Source organism: Streptomyces sp. NBC_00154 (assembly GCF_026342835.1).
GTDB lineage: Bacteria > Actinomycetota > Actinomycetes > Streptomycetales > Streptomycetaceae > Streptomyces.
This window is the reverse complement of the sequence record NZ_JAPEMI010000002.1, coordinates 637,229-653,609: the sequence shown is the minus strand read 5'-3', so window position 1 is coordinate 653,609 and position 16,381 is coordinate 637,229. Positions and strand designations below refer to the sequence as shown.

General features: G+C 67.1%; 18 protein-coding genes and 1 pseudogene. 11 read left to right on the top strand and 8 right to left on the bottom strand.

Going from position 1 to position 16,381, the window contains the following annotated elements; translation table 11 throughout:
• Nucleotides 1-13: 13 nt before the first annotated feature.
• Complete coding sequence (locus tag OHA03_RS39370; RefSeq protein WP_267008778.1) at nucleotides 14-1,501, top strand: PLP-dependent aminotransferase family protein; 1,488 nt, start codon at nucleotides 14-16, stop codon at nucleotides 1,499-1,501.
• A 744-nt stretch (nucleotides 1,502-2,245) separates the two neighbouring features.
• Here OHA03_RS39370 and OHA03_RS39365 read toward each other — a convergent pair.
• Together OHA03_RS39365 and OHA03_RS39355 are read right to left on the bottom strand one after the other, a co-directional pair.
• Entirely contained in the window at nucleotides 2,246-2,719 is a 474-nt protein-coding gene (locus OHA03_RS39365) for a hypothetical protein (protein ID WP_267008777.1), read from the bottom strand.
• 457 nt (nucleotides 2,720-3,176) lie between these two features.
• Entirely contained in the window at nucleotides 3,177-3,695 is a 519-nt protein-coding gene (locus tag OHA03_RS39355; RefSeq protein WP_267008776.1) for a DUF402 domain-containing protein, read from the bottom strand.
• 581 nt (nucleotides 3,696-4,276) lie between these two features.
• Here OHA03_RS39355 and OHA03_RS39350 point away from each other — a divergent pair.
• The gene (locus OHA03_RS39350) at nucleotides 4,277-5,194 is read left to right on the top strand and encodes a hypothetical protein (RefSeq protein ID WP_267008775.1); all 918 of its coding nucleotides are present in this window, start codon (nucleotides 4,277-4,279) and stop codon (nucleotides 5,192-5,194) included.
• 93 nt (nucleotides 5,195-5,287) lie between these two features.
• Here the strand turns inward: OHA03_RS39350 and OHA03_RS48125 are convergent, their stop codons facing one another.
• Complete coding sequence (locus OHA03_RS48125) at nucleotides 5,288-5,680, bottom strand: transposase (protein WP_354006171.1); 393 nt, start codon at nucleotides 5,678-5,680, stop codon at nucleotides 5,288-5,290.
• An 88-nt stretch (nucleotides 5,681-5,768) separates the two neighbouring features.
• On the opposite strand from OHA03_RS48125, the gene OHA03_RS39345 reads away from it, so the two are divergent.
• The 3 genes from OHA03_RS39345 to OHA03_RS39335 all read left to right on the top strand — a co-directional run bounded on the left by OHA03_RS39345 (nucleotide 5,769) and on the right by OHA03_RS39335 (nucleotide 7,842).
• On the top strand, nucleotides 5,769-6,341 hold the full coding sequence (locus OHA03_RS39345; RefSeq protein WP_267008774.1) for a hypothetical protein: 573 nt from the start codon (nucleotides 5,769-5,771) through the stop codon (nucleotides 6,339-6,341).
• Nucleotides 6,342-6,411: 70 nt separating this feature from the next.
• On the top strand, nucleotides 6,412-6,789 hold the full coding sequence (locus tag OHA03_RS39340; protein ID WP_189280303.1) for a nuclear transport factor 2 family protein: 378 nt from the start codon (nucleotides 6,412-6,414) through the stop codon (nucleotides 6,787-6,789).
• 75 nt (nucleotides 6,790-6,864) lie between these two features.
• The gene (locus tag OHA03_RS39335) at nucleotides 6,865-7,842 is read left to right on the top strand and encodes a transposase (RefSeq protein ID WP_267008773.1); all 978 of its coding nucleotides are present in this window, start codon (nucleotides 6,865-6,867) and stop codon (nucleotides 7,840-7,842) included.
• A 373-nt stretch (nucleotides 7,843-8,215) separates the two neighbouring features.
• Here OHA03_RS39335 and OHA03_RS39330 read toward each other — a convergent pair whose 3' ends face one another.
• Entirely contained in the window at nucleotides 8,216-8,425 is a 210-nt protein-coding gene (locus tag OHA03_RS39330; protein ID WP_267008772.1) for a hypothetical protein, read from the bottom strand.
• Between the two features lie 698 nt (nucleotides 8,426-9,123).
• Here OHA03_RS39330 and OHA03_RS39325 point away from each other — a divergent pair.
• Together OHA03_RS39325 and atpF are read left to right on the top strand one after the other, a co-directional pair.
• Nucleotides 9,124-9,327, top strand: coding sequence for a hypothetical protein (locus tag OHA03_RS39325; protein WP_267008771.1), 204 nt, complete (start codon nucleotides 9,124-9,126; stop codon nucleotides 9,325-9,327).
• Between the two features lie 238 nt (nucleotides 9,328-9,565).
• Nucleotides 9,566-10,075, top strand: coding sequence for a F0F1 ATP synthase subunit B (gene atpF, locus OHA03_RS39320; protein WP_267008770.1), 510 nt, complete (start codon nucleotides 9,566-9,568; stop codon nucleotides 10,073-10,075).
• 410 nt (nucleotides 10,076-10,485) lie between these two features.
• On the opposite strand, the gene OHA03_RS39315 is transcribed toward atpF, so the two are convergent.
• Entirely contained in the window at nucleotides 10,486-10,815 is a 330-nt protein-coding gene (locus tag OHA03_RS39315; RefSeq protein WP_267008769.1) for a hypothetical protein, read from the bottom strand.
• Nucleotides 10,816-11,253: 438 nt separating this feature from the next.
• On the opposite strand from OHA03_RS39315, the gene OHA03_RS39310 reads away from it, so the two are divergent.
• The gene (locus OHA03_RS39310; protein WP_267008768.1) at nucleotides 11,254-11,814 is read left to right on the top strand and encodes a hypothetical protein; all 561 of its coding nucleotides are present in this window, start codon (nucleotides 11,254-11,256) and stop codon (nucleotides 11,812-11,814) included.
• 66 nt (nucleotides 11,815-11,880) lie between these two features.
• Here the strand turns inward: OHA03_RS39310 and OHA03_RS39305 are convergent, their stop codons facing one another.
• Nucleotides 11,881-12,570: an IS4 family transposase gene (locus tag OHA03_RS39305; protein WP_267008767.1), complete on the bottom strand. Its 690-nt coding sequence runs from the start codon at nucleotides 12,568-12,570 to the stop codon at nucleotides 11,881-11,883.
• Between OHA03_RS39305 and OHA03_RS39300 the strand changes: the two are divergent.
• Nucleotides 12,569-13,572 (top strand): annotated as a pseudogene (locus OHA03_RS39300) (IS5 family transposase). The gene OHA03_RS39305 and the pseudogene OHA03_RS39300 overlap by 2 nt on opposite strands.
• Here OHA03_RS39300 and OHA03_RS39295 read toward each other — a convergent pair.
• Both OHA03_RS39295 and OHA03_RS39290 read right to left on the bottom strand, forming a co-directional pair.
• A complete protein-coding gene (locus OHA03_RS39295) occupies nucleotides 13,503-13,664 on the bottom strand; it encodes a transposase domain-containing protein (RefSeq protein ID WP_267009633.1) in 162 nt (53 codons plus the stop codon). The pseudogene OHA03_RS39300 and the gene OHA03_RS39295 overlap by 70 nt on opposite strands.
• Before the next feature lie 163 nt (nucleotides 13,665-13,827).
• Entirely contained in the window at nucleotides 13,828-15,438 is a 1,611-nt protein-coding gene (locus OHA03_RS39290) for an IS1182 family transposase (RefSeq protein WP_267009632.1), read from the bottom strand.
• 158 nt (nucleotides 15,439-15,596) lie between these two features.
• On the opposite strand from OHA03_RS39290, the gene OHA03_RS39285 reads away from it, so the two are divergent.
• Nucleotides 15,597-15,833 (top strand): winged helix-turn-helix domain-containing protein, encoded by a 237-nt coding sequence (locus OHA03_RS39285; protein WP_323181404.1) that lies wholly within the window; start codon nucleotides 15,597-15,599, stop codon nucleotides 15,831-15,833.
• The gene (locus OHA03_RS39280) at nucleotides 15,830-16,360 is read left to right on the top strand and encodes an LpqB family beta-propeller domain-containing protein (RefSeq protein ID WP_267009630.1); all 531 of its coding nucleotides are present in this window, start codon (nucleotides 15,830-15,832) and stop codon (nucleotides 16,358-16,360) included. The genes OHA03_RS39285 and OHA03_RS39280 overlap by 4 nt, the downstream gene beginning before the upstream one ends.
• Nucleotides 16,361-16,381: the final 21 nt, after the last annotated feature.

Here is a 16,381-nt window from a genome sequence, read left to right as displayed (position 1 = left end):
TGGAGAGAGTGGTATGGCTGACTCGAATCCGTTCCGGCTGGTGGACCGGGTGAACCGCACCGGCCGGACCCTGGGAAGCCGACAGCTCGCCGCGCTGCTGCCCGACCCGACGGGAATGAGGCCCGCCTACCGTCACCTGGCCCGGGCGATCAGCGCGCTGATCCTGGACGGACGGATCGCGTTGCACGTCAGACTGCCTGCCGAGCGGGAGCTGGCCACCGCTCTGAACACCAGCAGGGCCACCGTCACCGCCGTGTACGACCTGCTGCGCGAGAGCGGCTACGCGCACAGCCGTCAGGGCTCCGGTACCTGGACGGCCCTTCCGGAAGGCCGTACGCCCAGCGGCATCAACCGACTCCTCGAACCGCAGGACACCGCGATCGACCTGGCCAGGGCCGCCCCCGGTCTGCCGGAACAGAGCCTCGTCGACGCCCTCGTCCAGGTCTCCCCTCGGCTGGCCGAACACGCTCACACGCCCGGCTATCACCCCTACGGCCTTCCGGAACTGCGCGCCGCCATCGCCGAGCGTTTCACTCGGCGCGGCCTGGCCACCGTGCCCGAACAGATCCTGCTCACCTCCGGCGCCCAGCACGCACTCACGCTGGTCATGGGACTGCTGTGCCGACCTGGCGACCGGATCATGGTCGAGAATCCGTCCTACCCGAACGCCCTGGAGGCCATGCGCCGCGCCCACCTCCGTACCGTGTCGGTCCCGGTGACCGACACCGGCTGGGATATCGAGATCATCGAATCGACCCTGCACCAAGTGGTGCCCCAACTGGCCTATCTGATCCCTGACTTCCACAATCCGACCGGTTGCCTCATGCCCGATGAGGAGCGCGTCCGCATCCTGCGCGCCGCTCAGCGCTCCGGCACCTGGCTGGTCATCGACGAGACCCTGACCGACCTCGCCCTCGACGTCCCGGCCCCGCTGCCCTTCGCCGCCCATGCCACGCCCGGGGGGACCGGCCAGGTCATCACCATCGGCTCGATGAGCAAGACCCACTGGGGCGGTCTGCGCATCGGCTGGCTGCGTGCCCCGTCGCAGCTGGTGACCGAGCTCGCCGGCCAGCGGATCGCCACCGACATGGGCGGCTCGGTCCTGGACCAGCTCCTGGCCCTCGCCCTACTGGCGCGGGCCGGGGAGCTGTTGCCGCCACGCCTGCAACAGATGCGCGAGCAGCGCGCTGCCCTGGCTGCTGCCCTGGCCGAGCACATTCCGCAGTGGACCTGGCAGCTGCCGCCCGGCGGTCTCTCCCTGTGGGTCGACCTGGGCGAGCCCATCGCCTCACCGCTGGCCGAGCGCGCCCTGGACTACGGGGTGCGGATCGAGGGCGGCGCCTACTTCGCCACCGACCCCGGCATCTTCGAACAGCGGCTCCGCATCCCGTACACAACGCCTCCCGACATCCTGCGCGAGGCCGTGCGTCGCATGGCCACCGCGCTCGCCGACGGCCTCCCGCCCTCGTCCGCCAGCCGACGGCCGCATTGGGTCGCCTGACGGCATCCCCGCCGGTCAGTGCAGCAACGGCTCGTCATCCAGTGCCCAGCGAAGACGCGCAAGTTGGCGTTGTCGGGCAGCGTCACACTCTTGATCCGCTTTCCGTCAGGCACGGAGACGGGTGCTGTCGCAAACGCATAGGTGGCAGGCCCGCGGCCCCCCGACTCGTTGCGGTGATTGGTGCGGGCCACAACCGTGTTGTCGAGCACCGGGTCCTTTCCGCCGCCCGGCAGCGTCCAGTCGCCGAACGACAGGTCGCTGGCAGTGAATGGACCGGCTCCGTCTGGCCATGCGTCGTCCAGCGGCCCAGGCCACGGCACTCGGCTTCGCCCCGGTGCACCGTCCGCGACCACCGTCCAGTCTGCGCACTGCCGCCCACTGCTGCGATGCTCAGCACCGGCCGTACGCCAACGAGTCCCGGGCAGACCAGCGAGGTCCCGGCCCGGGCACCGCGCTCTGCGGAGGCACGCTCGCCGGCTATCGGCTACTCGACGGAGACACTCAGTCCAGTCGGGTCTCACCGGAGGCACGACGTCAGCAGAACCGGACGCTGCCGCTCGTCACATGGCGCGGTGGCGCGGCAACCGGTCCGCTTCCTCACCGCAATTGCTCAGCTGCCTACCACCACCGCGCATGCTGGCGCTGCCTCACCTGCCACAGCCAAGACCTCGACCTCGGGACAAGAGGATCTCTCCCATGACTGAAGTTGCAATTTCACGTTCCCCAGGTGCTGGCTTGAGTGGACTAGGTTGCGCCGGGTAGACCCAGAGCGGCCAAGAGGGCTGAGGAGAGCTCTTCCGCGAACAGGGCCGACCCGGTGAGAGTCTGCCGGATAGCTTCCTCATCGGGCGTCAGCCCGGAAGTCGCCGCCCAGGCGAGCGCGCCGACCACGGCGGGTTCGATCGGGAACTGCTCCAGAGGTATTTCGTAGCTCGTCGCCATGTCGCGATTGAGCAGACCCTCCCAGGTGCTGCCCTCCGGCGTGGCCGCCTCGATGAACCCCACGTCGCTGTCGAGGAAGGACACCATCACGGCTGGTGTCCCAGTTCTCTGGACGAGGGCCGTCAGGCTCCGCCGTCCGGCGTCGGCGAAGTGCGTCGTCTGCCAGCCCTCCGCCAACGCCTCCGTGCCGTCAATGCCCGTGAACCCGGCCGCCCGCATGAGCTGGTGCAGTTCCCCCGTGGACCGGGTCGTCAATGATCCGCCTGAGTTTCCCATGCTCCGCAAGCTAACGGATGCCTCTGACAAGCCGGCTTGCGCCGCTGAGAAACCACCGACAGCAGCCGCAAAGACGGAACTAGCGTGCTTTGTCAGTGGTGTTCCTGGGCCGCTTGTTCGGACGGCAGCTGGGGCCGTTCATGATGACCGAGTGGCTGGTGTTGATGAGCCCGGTCCAGGAGGGATCCGGCGACGACGGGGGTGGGGAAGAGGGCGAACGTCGCAAGCTCGCACTGGGCGACTGCGGCCGCGCTGACGGAACCGACTGTGCTCACGAAGACGCTTGCGTCCAATGCCCCGTCCTCATTGTTCACGCCTCTGAGCGGCCTCGGCCCGTCGAGATCGAAGGTCTGCGGAGATGCCTGTGCCGGCGTGCCTGAAGCGACTCAGGGTCCTCTCGGAAAACCCCGGTAGGAGGGTGACGCGCGTGCCGAGCAGAGCGTCGGTCGCCCGTTGGCTACCCGATGAGGCCGAGCCAGTAGCGATGCACCGAAACGAAGGGTTCGATGCCAACACCACCGCGACGGCCCGCCTCCATCAACCACTCGCAGGTCTGCTGGGCCTTGTCGAAGACGCTATCGGGGTAGCCATAGCGCACCCGGTGTTCGGCGAACTCGTCCTCGTCCTCGACATGGGCCTCACCGCCACGAGGCCGCACGACATCGAGATCGAGGTCCACCATGCGCACGACGGTCCCGTCCGCGCTCCACTCGGGCACCGTGCACACGTCGCAGTACATCTCGGGGCCCGGGTCCACACAGAACGTGGCCGTCCACCACTCACCGCGCGGGACCAACATCACGTATGCGAACCGGCTTTTCCAGCCGCCCGTGTCCGAACTGACGGGGACACCCTGAGCCGTGCCCAACCACACGCCGTGCTCGTCCTCACCGAGCCGGGTAGCAGTCCACTGGGCGCTCAGGCTGCCGTCGTACTTCCGGATGTCGACCCGCACGGAGGCGCTCTCTGCGATCACGCCAAGACGCTAACCCGGCGGGCAGCCAGTGACCCTGCTGCCCCGGAGGAGCAGAAGCCTGATAACGGTCCAGAGGCCGAACGTCGTGGCGGTTGACTGACCCACCGCTCCTGGTGAGCAACCGCGACGTGTTACGGAGCTGCAAGTCCCTCGGTGTTCTTCAGTTCTGAAGCTCTGCTGCTGTCTCTTACAGACCGGCAATGTGTCCGCGTAGTGCTCCCATCCCGCGGTCGAAGTGGGCCGGACGGGGGATGAGGGCTCTGGCATGCCGTTCTGGTGGGGCCTGGACCACCTCGTGTGGGGGGATTGAACGTTCGGGGCTGTCGCCTGTCTGCGGTCGGCTGGCGCAGGTATTCGGGGATCTCAATGCCTCCACACCGCGATCGGGACCAACCCGCCCCACGAACACGAGGCCAACTACTACGCTCAACACCAGCCCCAACCGGCAACTGCAGCCAATGGATAGAGAATCCACCGATCCGGACCTCTGCGCGGGATCGGGGTGCTCCTGGGCCGTCGCAGTGGGCTGCGTCGCAGGTCCCCGGAGGCATGCTGTCAGGGGGGTGTGCCAGAGTCTGCGCATGCTCGAGATCGTGGTGAAGACGGAGAACGGGGAGCGGCACGTTCGTGTGTCCGCCGAGGAGTTGGCTGGGCTGGTCCGGCGAATCGGCGGTGATAGTGACCGGTTTCTGGTGATCCATCGGATACCCGACGTGCCCAACGTCTTCGCCCAGGTCTGGCACGAGGCCGGCGGGAACTACACGCTGGAGCACCGCGACGGTGCCGCCAACCGGCACTTCCAGGTGATGGTCGACGGTTCCGAGGCAGTGATTGCGGCGATGACCGGCTGGGCCCGACAGGGGTCCGGTTGGGGCACTGGTCTGAGCTGGTTGCTGCTGGATATGGGCCTCACCTGCGAGGTTCCGCCGCTCGACCTGGACGAAGACAAGCGCGAGGAATTGGAGAAGCGGGTCCGCGAGGTGCTGGTCGGCGGCTACGCCACCCGCGCCGAACTGGCGGAGCTCGCTGAGGAGTACCTGGTCACCGCGGACCGTCGGCCCGTGTCGCGCGAGCAGGCGGAGGCGATGGCCGACCGGATGTGGCTGGAGCGTGTCGCGGAGCAGGCCGAATGGCAAGGCGAGACCGACCCTGAGCGGCTCACCCGCGCGTTCACCGCCCTGCAGGAGGCCGGTATCACCGCCCGTGAGAACTTCACCTGCTGCCGCAGTTGCGGCCAGTCCGAGATCGGCAGCGAAGGCGGTGCCGACGCCCGCGGCTTCGTCTATTTCCACTCCCAGTGCACGGACTCCGCCGCGGCCGGCCACGGACTGATGCTCCTCTACGGCGGTTTCGACGGCTCGTCCGAGACCACCGCTGCTATCGGCCACGAGGTCGTGGCCGCCCTGGAAGCAGCCGGCCTCGTTGCCGATTGGGACCGTGACCCCGGCCGGGCCATCACCGTCACCCCCCTGCAGTGGCGCCGCCGTCTGGTCGGCTAGAGATCGTCTCCGGAGCGTCCGCTTCGGCATGGCCGCAGCGTAAGAACGGTTGCCTCGTAGCGGACCGCGAGCTTGATGCGGCGTGGGGGCTCTTCAACTCTGTGCGCGGCGTCCTCGTCCGGCAACTCGTCCGGTACGGCGACGACCGCCTCCCGAGGCGGCATCGACGATCACTGAGCTCCAGTCGAGTCCACCACGGGCACCGATCTCGTCCAGAACCACGCGGTGCAGCTGACGCCACACTCCGGATGCGGTCCAGACTGAGAACCTCCGGTGAGCCGTCGCCGGCGGCACTCCGAACGTCGGTGGCAGATACCGCCACGCGCACCCGCTGGTCAGCACGTACACGACGGCCGTGAACACGGCACGTTGGTCAATCCGCGCGGTGCCACCGCTCTGCGGGCGCGAGCGGAAGGACGGCAGTACCGGCTCGACCATTGCCCATAGATCATCCGGCACGAGCCGCTGCGACAGATCCCCGCCCATGAACGGTCATGATGCCGCTGCCGGTCGGCCCCGGCGAAGGTCGGTGTAGGCGTTGGGCTGGTTGCCCCCGCCACCTCAAAATGGGCGCATGGCTCCTCTTTCCATCGACCCGCGCCCGTTGAACGCCGACGAGCGCGCAGTGCTTGAACACATCCTGTCCGCGGAGTTCGTTGGCGCGTCGCAACTCCGGAGTCAGCTTGACCGCACCGAGGTGATCGCCATCTGGGGGCCTGACTCCGTGAGCGTCGACCTGCAGGTCCGGGAACCTCACGAGCATGCAGCACTGCCGGAAGCGCTCGTGCCCGTAGACGCGCAAGTCCATGACCCGTCCGGCGCACTTTGCGTCGGTCATGTCCGATGGATACCGGCGCACCCGGTCCGGGTGATCGGCCGCGTTGCCGTCACGTGCGCGAGGCAATCGCACGACACCGAGGACGAGTTGAACTCGGTGGGCTCGGGCGCGTACAACAAGAACAACAGGGCCTCCTGGAGCCGCTCGGATGGGATCGCACCCCCGAGCTACAGAGAGGCCCTGCCTTCATGCGCGCTCAGTCGGAAGATCACCCGGGCGAGACGCCTCTTCGATCTGCACGAGCCAAGATCGGTTGAGATACGGCTTCTTACGACATTGGGATCTATTAGCGGCAGAGCGGCTGCTTGAGGGGCGATGTGCCGGGTCGCCTCTGGGCTCCCAGGGCCGGGGTGTCAGTGGTTCATGCAAGGGTGCCCCCATGGAACCTTCGGGAGTGATTGAGGCATTGTGGGATCGGATCCAGGCGCGCGATTGGTCAGGTGTCGCCGACTTGGTCGCAGAGGACGTCGTGGTCGAGTGGCCGGTCAGCGCGGAGCGCATCGTTGGCAACAAGAACTTCGTCGCGGTGAACAGCGAATACCCGGGGGGCTGGTCGATTCGGGTGCTGCGGATCGTGGCTGACGGCAGCGAGGTGGTCTCCGAAGTCGAGGTGCCGCATGACGAGTTCGGCGTGTTCCGCGTGGCCTCGTTCTGGACCATCCAGCAGGGACGGATCGTGCGTGGCCGGGAGTACTGGACGAGTGTTGGGGCTGATCCGCGCCCGGAGTGGCGGGCGGCTCTGGTTGAGCCCATGTGAAGCGGTTGCCGCTCGCAGCGACGTTCCGGCTGATTTGGTCGTGCCGTAGCAAGGGCCGTGCGGGTTGGGTGAGTTGTGAAGCTGACCTGGGCCCGCGCGGCCTGCTCCCATCCTGCCCTGTCTGGTGTCTCCCGCGCACATTTCGGCGAGTTGTTCGCCGAACTCGCCGCCCCGTGGGAGGCCGCGCGGCAGTCCGGACTTCGCGAAGCCCGAGGTGGGGAACGCCGCAGGGCGGCCGGCGCCGGGCGCAAGCCGAAGCTGGTCTTCTGCGACCGGCTGCTTCTTGCCCTGGTGCACCTGCGCCATCAACTGCCGCACGAGGTCCTGGCCGAGCTGTACGGCGTCGACCGCTCGACCGTCTCGACGGCGATTCGGCAGGTGCAGCCGTTGCTTGCGGCCCGGGGCTTCGCAGTGCCCGACCGGCCTGGAGTGCGGCTACGGACACTGGAGGACCTCTTCGCCTACGCCGAGGCCGAGGACGTCGAGCTTCGGCTCGACGGCGCCGAGACCCAGGTCAGACGCCCGCGGGCGGGCCGACCCGGGCGGCGGGCCTTCGTCTCGGGCAAGCGCCGGCAGAACACGATCAAGACCACCACGTTCAGCGACGGGCAGGGCCGCATGCTGCTGTCCGGGGTGGTCCGGCCCGGCCGGATGCACGACCAGACGGCCCTGCGCACCGAGGGCTTCGCCGAACAGCTCCGAATCCACCCCTCGGTGATGTCCCAGGTCGACGCCGGGTACGCGGGGCTGGCCAAGGAGTTCCCCCGCCAGGTCACCGCCCCGCCCAAGAAGCCGAAGAACGACGCGTGCGACGGTGACAAGCGGACCTGGCACGAGGCGCGGCGGCACGAGTCCTCAGCCCGGATCTGTGTCGAGCACACCAACGCCGAGCTGCGGCAGTGGGCACCCCTGCGGCGCTTTACCGGACGCCCTGAAATCTACGAGGAGACCCACCTGGCGATCGCTGGCCTGGTCTCCGACCGCTCCGCACAGCGGCCCACCCGGCGCCGGACGAGCACCGCACTCATCCTCGTCCGCAAAGGCGCCTGCTGATCACACCAGCCGAACCGCCAGGCCAGCACGTCCCGACCTCAATTTCCCCCGAGGTCGTTAGCTCATCACGTGATGGTAAGGAGCAACCTTGCCCGAAGTCAGGACTTGACGATCGGTCCCGAGAGGTGATGCAGGAGGGTCTGAGCTTGGGAATCACCGGGCCTTGTTCCCCATCGGCGAGTTGACCAGCGGGAATGGGTGCCAAGGAGAACCGCGGAGCTCGCCTTAGCACCCGTAGTTGACCGTGGTTCCCCGCCCTGTCGGGCAGGATCGGGCACGGAGCTGCTGTACTGCCTGATTCACTGCCGGGCTGATCGGGCGCGAAGAGGCACGGATCGGCCCTTCCCTACCGACGAGCCCGACGGTCTCGGAGCTAGGGGCGGTAGTGGTCGCGCACAGTCGGTGAAGAGTTATGCACTGCGGCGGAGCTGTAGGTAACTCGGTCGTTGTGCGCCTGTGCCCGGCTCGTTTGCTCGATGAGGAGTCCGTCGACGTTCTCTGTGCGGTTGCGCCGCAGCAGCTTGACGATCAGGGCAACCGCCGTCACACCCATGAGTCCGAACATGACGCCAAGCTCGATCAAGGATCCCCCTCTGTGGCTGCTCATCCATTCAGCGTGGGATGACCATGACATGCTCTTCGGGCTCGCGGTATCCAGGGCTGTAAAGCTTGAGGATCTTCTGAGCTCGGCCGGACTGTCATGCAGGGCCAGTTCACAACTGCTGCCCGTCGCTTGGGCGGCGCTGCCCTGGCTGCCTCCGAACCGGACGCTCGGCTGCTTCGTGGCAGCGGCGCAGCTGATGCTGTCCGTGGCGGCCCTCTTCGGCGAATGCCGGCGGAGAATCTGCCGGCGTGGTTCCTCATTCCAGGGCTGGTCTCCTCCGTGGCGCGACTGGCGCCTGTGCCCTTGATACGCCCGAGGAAGGGATGAGCGACGCCGTCCGGCGTTGATCTCGACCGGAGGAGTATCCGAACTGCGACCCCGCTTTAGGAGTGTGGTGGGGTGAGTTGGGCGTTGACCTGGGTAACGCCAGCTCCTGCGCCAACAACACCTCACCTCCGCTGGCAACCGCGGCTCCCCGTGAGTCCCCGCTCCTGGCACGCCTGTGGCACGGACTGACCCTCTCGATGCGAACTATGCTCGCGCTGGTCGCCGAGGTCTGCTGAGCCGGTCACTTGGGCGCCTGGGGCCGATACCGGTTGACTACGGACGGCCGTGGTTGCTGTACTCCGCTGCTGTACAACCGCAACTGAACGAGCGCGAGGGAAACTAAGAGGCGGATGACTGTCATCGTGCTCGCCGAGAGCCTCGAATCCGGAAACGTCGTGGAGTTGTCGACTCTATACGGCAGCTGTGCTATCCGCTTGGCCCAAGTCGAGCGCCGTCTCAATGGCATCAAGTTCACCGGACGCGACACCCGTGATTCGGTGATGTACTCCTTCGGGATGAAGTACGGGCAATCCGCGACACGTCTCAACTGCTAACTTCCCTGCTTCACCAGTTCGGAAGACGCCGTATGCGGATGACGGCTGACCTGGCAAGGCACTGACCTGGGCCGGAGATCGATCGGCGCCGCTGTTCCCCGTGAGTCCCCGCTGCGTCCCGCCGGAACGGGCACGCAACGGGCACATAGGCCGTCAGTTATCTGATGCCCACCAGATTGGAGAGAGCTCTTACTTGAAGTGCTCCTCAACGTGCAGGTGACTCCCATACGATCTTGGCATGGGCATTCTGATACCTGGGCTCGCGCCGACAGTCGTGTGTGTGGTGACCTTCGCGGTGGTCTTCGTCTCTATGGCCAAGGTTCTCTTGCCGCGCGTCAACAAGGTCCTCGATGAGCGGAAGGACGCTATCGAGGGCCAGGTGGAACGTGCTGAACAGTTGACGATGGAGGCGGGTGAAGTCCTCGCCGGGTATCGCGAGGAGCTGGCTGAGGCCCGACACGAGTCGGCTCACCTGCGTCAGGAGGCTTTGGAGCAGGGCACGCGACTGATCGCCGAGATTCGCACTGAGGGCCTGCGGGAACGCGAGGTGATGATTACGGAAGCTCAGGCGCGGTTCGAGGCCGACCGCGTCATAGCGGAGACAGAGCTACGGGGGGACGTCGTGTCGTTGGCCATAGAGTTGGCCGGTCGGGTGCTCGGCGAGCCGATTGACAGTGCCGTCACCAGTGAGATCGTGGACCGCTTCTTCTCAGACCTTGATGCTCGGAGCGCGGCAGACTTGCAGTAACCCTGGCTCTGTTTCTCACCTCAAGCCACCACTCTCCCCAGCTCCCATCCCGGGTGCCGTCGACCCACACACCGTGGAGCGGGCGTGGTCCCTGGCGTCCAGGTGGAGCGCGCCTCTGTACGTACGACCTGGACGCCAGGGGCCGCGTCTACTCGGCTCCGCCTGGGTCGATGGCAGACGGGATGGGAGCTCCCCGCGTACGCCACTCTCCGGCCGGCACTCGCGAACGGCGCCCCGTCCATCCCGGAGTCTGAGCGCCCCCGCCGGAGGCATGTCTTGTGCCTTCCGTGTCCCTCGTTGTCTTTATTCACGAGTAACGACAGCTCTCGGCGCGTCGGCCCGGAGTGCGTCGCCACCGAGCTACCAGGTGGTATCCGGTGTCCTTCAGGAGGGTGAGTGCCGTGCAGCTGTCATTTGCGAAGGCGGCCGACGCGCTGGCCGACGTACTGCAGGATCCCACCGCAGATCAGCATGAGCATGCTGCAGGCGAAGAGGGCGTCGGAGGTGGTGAGGTCGTGCACCGTGCCGGCGTACTGGGTCAGCGCCATCCCCGCGCCGAACGCCAGGGCTCCGGAGCCCCACAGCCGGGGCCGCAGGATGTACCCCCGCTGCCACGGCACGGCCCGGCCGGTTGTGAGGGCCAGGACACCCGCCGCAGCGTAGAGCACCACGGCGACCCCCAGGGCGACCAGCGAAATGACGTGCAGCATCGAACCCCCCTCGTCCATGTTCCCGATCATGGCCACTCCTGCTGTGGACGGCTAGACCCACCGTTGTGATTTCGGCGACAGCGGCACCATCGGGATGCTCCAGCTGCCGAATGCCGCATCCGCCGCTCCTGTCGGAACTCGTGAGCGTAGCCACCTCGTCCAGGTTGTCTCGCTCTAGTTGCGCGACCGGCGTAGCCGGGGCCCAGTGCGGGGCGGAAACAGGAGCGCAGGGCCCCGGCGGTGAGCCGGGGAGCGCGCGACGAGCGGAGCGGTGAGCCGTGAACCCGTAGAGAAAGCGCCATCGACATCCTCACAGTCAGCTGCGGATGTCAGGCCGACTTCCGAGTTGCCCTACACGCGCGGGTTACGCATCCCCCTCGAACTCTCACCACCCCTGGACTCGCCATGGTCCAGGAGCCGTTGAACCCTCGCAAGGTCGGCCTCCGGAGGCATATCCAGAGCGATCATGTGGAACTGATCCATGAGACGGCGTGGACTCAGGCCGGTGAACAGCGCCGTCCAAGACGGCTCCGATGCCGCGATCACACCAGCCTCTACAAGATCATCACACCTGTAACTGCAGGTCACGGCTGCGGTAATCGCCGTACGGACGACCTGACAACCAAGGTTGTCTGCTTGAATGCGCGCATGGATTCGCTGAAGTTGCTCATTTTGGAGGTTTCGCTTGGCGGAATCCTGGCCCTTCGGCTCTTCCACTGGGGCCAGCGACGGCTCGCAAGAAGCCTCGTCGACGGGAGGCAGATCAAGATCGGGTGCTACGTGAAGAGTTCACAGATGACCCGATGGACAAACGGACATTTCATGATCAACTCGGGATCGTGGACCTGGGAGCCCGGACGAGGAGAGATGCGCGCGCTGGCTGAGGACCTGCAGGAGACGAGCGTGCGGGAAGCGTCCATGAGCGATGGGCATAAGGTCAATGCCCCCATCCGACTCATGGTCATTGAGTGCACCTGGACCCGCTCCACCGTCGACCAGCTGTGGGTGCGCGCCACCCAGTCACGTTGAATGTCGTCGCCCGAGCAGTCGAAGTCTCCGACGCTTCTCCGGGGCTCCGCGAGCGTGCGGGAGGAATCAACGCAGCTCAGAGGCGGTCGAGGTGATCATATCGGGTGCAACACCTGTGGTGCACGGAAGCTGAGTCACCCGCCACAGCAGGTCAGCCCCGGTGGCGGTGAAGGCTCGCCACAGCGGGACGCCGAGGAACCCGCGGTCGGCCAGGACCAGCTGGCCCGCGTCGCAGGACCGGGGCAGGCGGCCGACGAGGGTGACTTCACCGGTCCGGCAGCCGGCGAGTTCCGCGTCCAGCACCGCATGGCTGCCTACTTCCACCAGGGCCGCCATCCGCACCTGGACGAATGCACTGCGCCTGGTTCCGCGGCCGTTGCCGGGACGGCCGAAGGCGGCCTGGTTGGCTTCGGTATCGGCGACGTCCCAGCAGGTCCCGTCGACGGCCAGCAGCCGCAGGCCCCGCCAGAATGCGCCAGGCGTCGACTCGTTGGCCATCGGCTTTGCGGTCGCCGCGAACAGCACCTGGAGCGGTTCGAAGCCGAGCCGTTGCCGGGCTCTGAACAGCGAAGACTTCGCCGGAACGTGCCATTTACCCAGCAGTCCCAGCCCCCGCAGACCCGCGACCAGATGCCGCATGACCTCGAGATAGGGAGCAGGCGAGAACAGCGCCAGCCCTAGGGTGCGTATCGAGTCGTGATCAATCTGCGGGATTCGCCCTCGCGGCGGCGCCTGGACCGGTAGATGTTCTTGCATGACGCGAGTGCAACTGGCGGACACGGATTGGGAGTTCATCGAGCCGTACCTGCCCATCGGCGAGTACGGCCCGTATCCCGAGCGGCTTCGGCAGCAGTTCGAGGGCGTGATCTGGCGGTTCAAGACGGGCGGGCAGTGGCGGGAGATGCCGAAGGAGTTCGGTGCCTGGTCGACCGTCCACAACCGCTTCCGGCAGTGGCGTGACGCGGGGGTCTTCGAGGCCCTGCTGGAGGGCCTGATCGCGGAAGCCGCGAAGCGGGGCGAGGTAGACCTGTCCCTGGTCAGCGTCGACTCCACCACCGCGCGGGCTCACCACGACGCTGCCGGGATGCATCTGGAACAGGACGTCGTCGCCGCGCTGGAGAAGGCCGCCGCCGAGGAGGAGAAGGCCAGATCAAAGGGGGCGGCCTCGAAGAACAAACCGGGCCGGACACAGAATCCGATCCCGAGCGGGAAGAGCGACGACGCATCCGGCGTCGCCGAAAACTCCGACTGAAGGCCGCCCTCCTCGGACGCTCCAGAGGTGGGCAGACCAGCAAGGTCCACCTTGCCGCCGACCGCAAGTGCCGCCCGCTGGCGTTCGTCCTGACCGCGGGACAGGCCGCCGACAGCCCGCAGTTCATCCCCGTGCTGGGGAAGATACGGGTCCGCGGGCCCGTCGGCCGCCCCCGCACCCGGCCGGACGCGGTCGCCGGGGACAAGGCCTACTCGTCCCGCGGTAACCGGGCCCACCTGCGGAAACGCCACATCAAGGCAGTCATCCCGGAGAAGAAGGACCAGGCCGCCAATCGGACGAAGAAGGGCAGCAGGGGCGGCCGGCCCGTCAGTCACGACGCGGACCTCTACAAAGAGCGGAACACCGTCGAACGCCTGATCAACAAGCTCAAGGCCTGGCGAGGCATCGCCACCCGCTACGACAAGACACCGGACAGCTACCTCGCCGGCCTCCACCTGCGCGCCTCGATGATCTGGATCAAAGACCTCACCCGGACCACCCATTGATCACGACTCGATACGCGCCCTAATACGAAGTACACGACCAACCGCGCAGGAAACAGTCGCCTACGTTGCTCTAAACGTCCGCACGCAGCCACCACCCGGTCCACCAACCCCGGCGGATACACCCAGGTCAACAGACCAAGACCCGATAAGTCAGACGCACTCGCAGCCACCCACACCACCCCCGGGACCCACTGCCAACCAGCCTACGCCCACGGCAAAAGCAACGGCATGACTCTGTTGGTGATCTTGTGGGGGTCAGGTGACGGCGGTGCAGAGGGCGTGGAAGTGGCTGGGTGCTCGCCGGGGGCGCGTAGGGTCGGCGATCCAGTCGGTGATGCGGGTGACGTTGCAGGCCAGGCCGGTCAGTACGTGCTGGACGTGCGTCTTGGGCAGGCCTCGGTAGCGTGTCCGGCGCAGGCCGCAGGTGCGGACGTTCTGGGAGAGGGTGGCTTCGATGCCGGCGCGGATCGCGTAGCGGCGCTGCCAGTCTTCGGTGCGCTGGTCGAGGCGGTTGCGCTGCTGGATCTCGTGCAGTTCGCGGGTGGGCAGCAGTGCGAGCGAGCGCGGACCACTGACCGCCTTGGTGCACTGGGGTCGGACGGGGCAGGCCAGGCAGGTGGCCTTGTCGAACTTGACCTGGATGTAGTTGTGGCCGCTGATGTGCAGGGGACGCCACTCGCGGCTGACGGTGCCCTGGGGGCAGGTGGCCTGGCAGCGGTCCCAGTCGATGGCGAAGGCGGCCTTGTCGAAGCCGGCCCCGCTTTTGGCCTGGTGGCTGTGGTCGGGCACGACCGGGCCGAGCAGGGTGATGCTGTGTACCCGGTGAGCGCGTTCAATCTGCGCGGGGCTGATGTAGGCGGCGTCGACGGCGTGCTCGGCCGGGATGAGGCCGACCTGGGCCAGATCGTCGTGGATCTGGGCGGTGAGTTCGCCGTCCTGGACCGGGGCGATCGTGGTGGCCACATGCACGACCACCTCCGGCAGGTCTGACGTGCACGTCTCGGTGAAGTGAGTGCGGTAGCCGGACCAGGCGGTGTCACGTTTGACGCAGTAGTGCGCGTCGGTGTCGTACGGGGAGTCGAACCGCAGCGATGCCGGAGGCAGCGCGTGTCCGTCGCGCCAGCGCAGCCGCCCGCGGGTATCCCAGACGTAGTGGTGCACCCAGACCTGGCGCAGGATTTCCACCTGCGCCAACGCCCGGAGCTGGGGAGGGGCGTCGGCCGCCCACGCGGCGGCCAGGACCTTGTGTCCGTCCCGGCCGAAGGTCTCGGCCAGCGCGGTGACCCCGGCCTTCCCGCCGGGCACCTTGCCGATCTCGATCTTGCGCCCGTAGCGCTTGTCCCACTCCGGCTCGACCAGCGGCAGCAGCCAGTCCGGGTCCGCCTGGGCGAGCTGCTCGAGGGCGGCCCGCAGGCTCTCGCCGACCAGCTCCAGCCGGCTGAGCGTGCGCACCGCCGCAAGCACATGGGTCGCATCCGTGCGTTGCCGACCGCCGGATTTAAGCAGCCCGGCCTCGGTCAGCCGATGCAGCATCACTCGCAGCAGCCGGTCGGCCGCGTCGTCCTGGGCCAGCCTGGCCCGGAACTCGCACAGCACCGAGTGGTCGAAGCCGGGATCGTTCAACTCCAGGCCCAGGGCGTACTTCCAGTCGATCCTGGTGCGGACCGCGTTCGCGGCCGCGCGGTCCGAGAGGTTCTCCGCGAACTGCAGCACCGACACCAGCGCCAACTGCCCAGGTGACAGTCCCGGACGACCGTCCTTCGGATACAGGTCAGCGAACTCGCCGTCCTCGAACACCACATCCAGCCGGTCCCGTATCAGCATCGCCGGCGTGCCCTTCGGACACGCCGCCCACGCCGTCACCATTGTCCGCGTCGGTATGCGCTGGAAACTCCTGGCCCGCAAGGACATCTCCGCCCCTCTCCCCGAAACCACCCCGCTCCACTCCAGCGAACCGCCGAACGGACGACCTGTCAGCACCCCACACAAGATCGCCAACAGAGTCACGGCATTGGGGCTAGACCCTGGTACGGATCCGCGCGCTGATCATCCGGCTGTTCCTGGTGGAGTACACGGTGCAGGGGGTGTGGAAGCTGATGCGGCGACACGGCTGGTCCCCGCAGGTCCCGGCAAGGCGGGCGCTGGAGCGGGACGACGCGAGTGTCGAGCGGTGGCGGAGCGAGGTGTGGGAGACCGTAAAACCACCGCGGCGGCCCAGGGCGCCTACATCTGCTTCGAGGACGAAGCAGGACAGGGACTGAGGCCGCCGAAGGGACACACGTGGGCACCGCGCGGACAGACACCGGTGGTACGGGTGCGCGGCGCGAACCGGGGACGCGTCTCCGTGGCCGGCGTGGTCTGCTACAAGAGCGGCGAACGCTCCCGCCTGTTCTACCGGTTGCACGTGTACCGAGGACGGAAGGACGAGGTGAAGAGCCTCGTCTGGCAGGACTACCGCGACTTGATCGTCGTGGCGCACCACCAGCTCAAGGCCCCCGCGGTCTGGGTCTGGGACAGTCTCAACATCCATCTCGCCGAGGAGTTCGCGCTGTTCTTCGTGGAGAACCAGGAGTGGCTGACGGTGTTCCAGTTGCCCAGTTACGCCCCTGAGCTCAACCCGCAGGAAGGCGTCTGGTCGATGATCAAGCGCGGGCTGGTCGATTTCGCCGCCGCCAACCTCGACCACCTCGTCCCCGTCATGAAGCGCAAGCTCAAGAAGATCCCGTACCGAGCCGAGCTGATCGACGGCTGTCTCACCGAGACCGGACTGATCACGGCTGCCGGATGATCGACCGCCCCGCCACTACGA

Bases quoted from the DNA above. Each gene is read 5' to 3' on its own strand.
- OHA03_RS39305 (WP_267008767.1), bottom strand. From the start codon at position 12,570: ATGCAAGAACATCTACCGGTCCAGGCGCCGCCGCGAGGGCGAATCCCG.
- OHA03_RS39325 (WP_267008771.1), top strand. From the start codon at position 9,124: ATGACTGTCATCGTGCTCGCCGAGAGCCTCGAATCCGGAAACGTCGTG.
- OHA03_RS39365 (WP_267008777.1), bottom strand. From the start codon at position 2,719: ATGGGAAACTCAGGCGGATCATTGACGACCCGGTCCACGGGGGAACTG.
- OHA03_RS39370 (WP_267008778.1), top strand. From the start codon at position 14: ATGGCTGACTCGAATCCGTTCCGGCTGGTGGACCGGGTGAACCGCACC.
- OHA03_RS39290 (WP_267009632.1), bottom strand. From the start codon at position 15,438: ATGGTGACGGCGTGGGCGGCGTGTCCGAAGGGCACGCCGGCGATGCTG.
- atpF (WP_267008770.1), top strand. From the start codon at position 9,566: ATGGGCATTCTGATACCTGGGCTCGCGCCGACAGTCGTGTGTGTGGTG.
- OHA03_RS39350 (WP_267008775.1), top strand. From the start codon at position 4,277: ATGCTCGAGATCGTGGTGAAGACGGAGAACGGGGAGCGGCACGTTCGT.
- OHA03_RS39315 (WP_267008769.1), bottom strand. From the start codon at position 10,815: ATGATCGGGAACATGGACGAGGGGGGTTCGATGCTGCACGTCATTTCG.
- OHA03_RS39340 (WP_189280303.1), top strand. From the start codon at position 6,412: ATGGAACCTTCGGGAGTGATTGAGGCATTGTGGGATCGGATCCAGGCG.
- OHA03_RS48125 (WP_354006171.1), bottom strand. From the start codon at position 5,680: ATGGGCGGGGATCTGTCGCAGCGGCTCGTGCCGGATGATCTATGGGCA.
- OHA03_RS39345 (WP_267008774.1), top strand. From the start codon at position 5,769: ATGGCTCCTCTTTCCATCGACCCGCGCCCGTTGAACGCCGACGAGCGC.